2 protein-coding genes are annotated in these 2,766 nt (G+C 63.2%); both read left to right on the top strand.

Annotation, left to right across the window (positions count from 1 at the left end; genetic code table 11):
- Positions 1 to 1,318 precede the first annotated feature (1,318 nt).
- Positions 1,319 to 1,858, top strand: coding sequence for a hypothetical protein (locus OG883_RS43075; protein ID WP_266553718.1), 540 nt, complete (start codon positions 1,319 to 1,321; stop codon positions 1,856 to 1,858).
- The gene (locus OG883_RS43070) at positions 1,859 to 2,377 is read left to right on the top strand and encodes a helix-turn-helix domain-containing protein (protein WP_266553715.1); all 519 of its coding nucleotides are present in this window, start codon (positions 1,859 to 1,861) and stop codon (positions 2,375 to 2,377) included.
- Positions 2,378 to 2,766: the final 389 nt, after the last annotated feature.

Raw genomic sequence — 2,766 nt, 5'->3', positions numbered from 1 at the left:
GTCCACCACTCCCCACGTCCGGTGGGCAGCGCAGAACGATCAAGGATTTGGAGAGGCTCCTCCTACGCCACCAGCAACTGATGGTTGGTGGGCGAGCAGCCAGAAAGTGGGTCTGAGCTGCTTAGTTCCGCTGGACGGGACCGATGAGGGAAGGACCTTTGCTCGCGGTCCGCAGCACGGAACGGCAGGCCTGAAGAGGCTGCAGCGATCTAGCAAGGAATGCAGGGGTGTTGATGATTCAACGCGTCTCTTGCATAGTGAACTGCGGACCGTACATCCCAGGGGCGCTGCCCCTGGACCCCGCCAGGGGCAAGCGGCCCCTGGACCCGCGTAGCGGGGGCCAGCCCCCGACCCCGACAGGGGGCGCCGCCCCCTGCACCCCCTACTGGGGGCCTGCTCGCCCCCCAGACCCCCAGCGCCAGGCCCTTGGCGGCCTGGACCAGCCCACCCCACGCGCCCTGCGCCAGCTCCTAACGTCGCTGACGCACCACTCGGGCGCTGAGCGCCCTCCCTGGGCACGTGGGCCTGCTGACTTAGGTACTTGCTGCTGAAGATGAGCAGGAACTGAGCTGAGCTGGTGCCTACGTGCTGACCATCCCGAATCGCTGAGTGAACTGCCGTGGCGAGTGGGTTGGTGCAGGTGTGTGAAGGGCGTTACTCGGAGAGTCCAGCTTGAAGAAGGTCGCTGCCGTCTGTCACTGGGTGGATGAAGACGGTTGCTGCTGACGGGAGTTGGTGGAAACAAAAGGTGGACGTCGGAGATTCACAGGCGGATGTCTGGACCGCGCGGGTTGTTCGTTGACTTCCATGCTGCTGTGAGGTATCAGGCGCGCGCGCACGATATAAGATTTGGGGCGCTACATCGTTGCAGGTCAGAGCCTTATTACTCGCGAGTAAGGTACGTCAGAGGCAACGTTGGGGCAGGTTGAAGTTGCCTCCGAGGTGCCCTCGTTGAAGGTTTTGCAACATATAGTTGCAGCATTGGCGGCTGGTGACGTCGAGGCGGTGGTGACGTCGAGAGCCAGCCTTAAATCGAGTACGTGTGCTACTGCGATTCGGGCAAGATCTGGAAGGCCGCGCGAAGGTACCTCAGGGGCTACCTTCGACACGCGCGATGCCACTATGCATGGCGTCTTTGCCACATATAGTTGCGCTGAGTAGGGTGCTAATCGTCTGGTATCGATCATGAGGAGCACATGCACCCATGTCAGCACTCCCCTCCGAGGACCCTCAGCGGCAGCGGGCTCCCGATCGCGAGGCAGAGCCAAAGCCGAGGCGCAACGCGCCCGCCCCCAGTCCGTACCGCAGAGCCCGTGCAGTGCCACGCACCAAGCCGGCGACAGTCGTCAAGCTGCCTGAAGGCCACCGTGCGATCGTCGAGAAGAACCCAACCAGTGTGGGATTCCTGGGCGGCGCCTTCAGCATGGACAGCCTCGAGTTCTTGAAGTGGATGGCCGTCTACTTCCACGACGACATTGCATGCCTTCGGTCCTTGCTCTACCTAATGGGGAGCCAGGAGCCGGGCGGAACGATCAGGGCGACACAGAAGCAGATCGCCCATGACCTGAAGCTCAACCGTGTCCATGTCAACAGGGCCATCGGCCGCCTTTTCGGGCTGGGCCTGGTCCACATGGTTCAGCGTGGCCTGTACCAACTGAATCCGCAGGTCGTACTCCGGGGTGGGACGATTGAGGTGGATGAGCCTGGGCGATCATCGACCAGGAAGCCTGCGACACGGAAAGTCGATCAACTCGAGCTCATTGAGGAATTGGCTGAAGATCCGGCTGTCCCTGAGGAGTTCAGACAGCTCATGCTTCCCAACAGGGCACCCAAGAAGCCCAGAGCGTCGGAGGGATAGATGACAGCACCACAACCTGCCGAGGAGCACGCTCCGGAGCTGTGGACGTCGCCCAGCGCTTTTGCCTATGTTCCCAGTGTTCCCGGGCCTGCGCTGCGCGTGATGCTGTTCCTGCTGGGGGTTCAGGAGCCTGGCGGTCGCATCGTCATCACACAAGAGGACATCGCGTCAGCCCTGGGCATGAAGCGCTCAGCGGTCGGTCTGAGTCTCCAGCACCTGCAGTTCGCTCGGATCGTGTGGAAGGAGCGGCAGGGCGTCTACCAGCTGAATCCGCAGGTGGCTGGCTTCACCACGCCAGCCGAAGCGGGTGTAGCCATCAGGCAGATGGATGAGGCGTTCTACCTGGACGTCGAAGACTTCGAGGAGCGCTATCAGGCCGCAGTCGAGGAGCATCAGGAAGCCCTGAAGCGGAAGGCCGCGATGCGGAAGATGCCTGCCATGCCGCCTACAGACTTGGCAGCTCATCGCCAGCGGCGCAGCCGTCAAGGGCGCAGAGCGCAGACGGCCTCAGCCGAGTAGGGCCAACGACAGGCAAGCACCAGGGGCCCTCGCGATCGCGAGGGCCCCTGGTGTGTCTGGTATCGATCAGAGTGTAGCCACCGACCACGGGAGTGGCTAGTCGATCAACGGCACGGGGCACAAATCTGCCCAACCCCGTCCACGTCGTAGACGCAGGTGCGGGCCTAGTCGACGGGAATGAGCCCCTCGATCTGCAACGACAGGAGGCCCTGTCGGGCGACCTCGCGGCTAATCCCGACGTACGAGACGGCGAGATCCGACGGTACCTGGAACTCGGAGTCTCCTGCGATCTGCGGCCGAAGCCGCCTGGCGGCCCAGGCGGACCGCACCACTCCCCCACGCCCATGCCTCCCGAGCCATCGGCCGGAGCACATTGCTCCTGTGCGCTC

The organism is Streptomyces sp. NBC_01142 (genome assembly GCF_026341125.1).
Lineage (GTDB): Bacteria > Actinomycetota > Actinomycetes > Streptomycetales > Streptomycetaceae > Streptomyces.
This window is presented reverse-complemented; position numbering and strand designations above follow the sequence as displayed.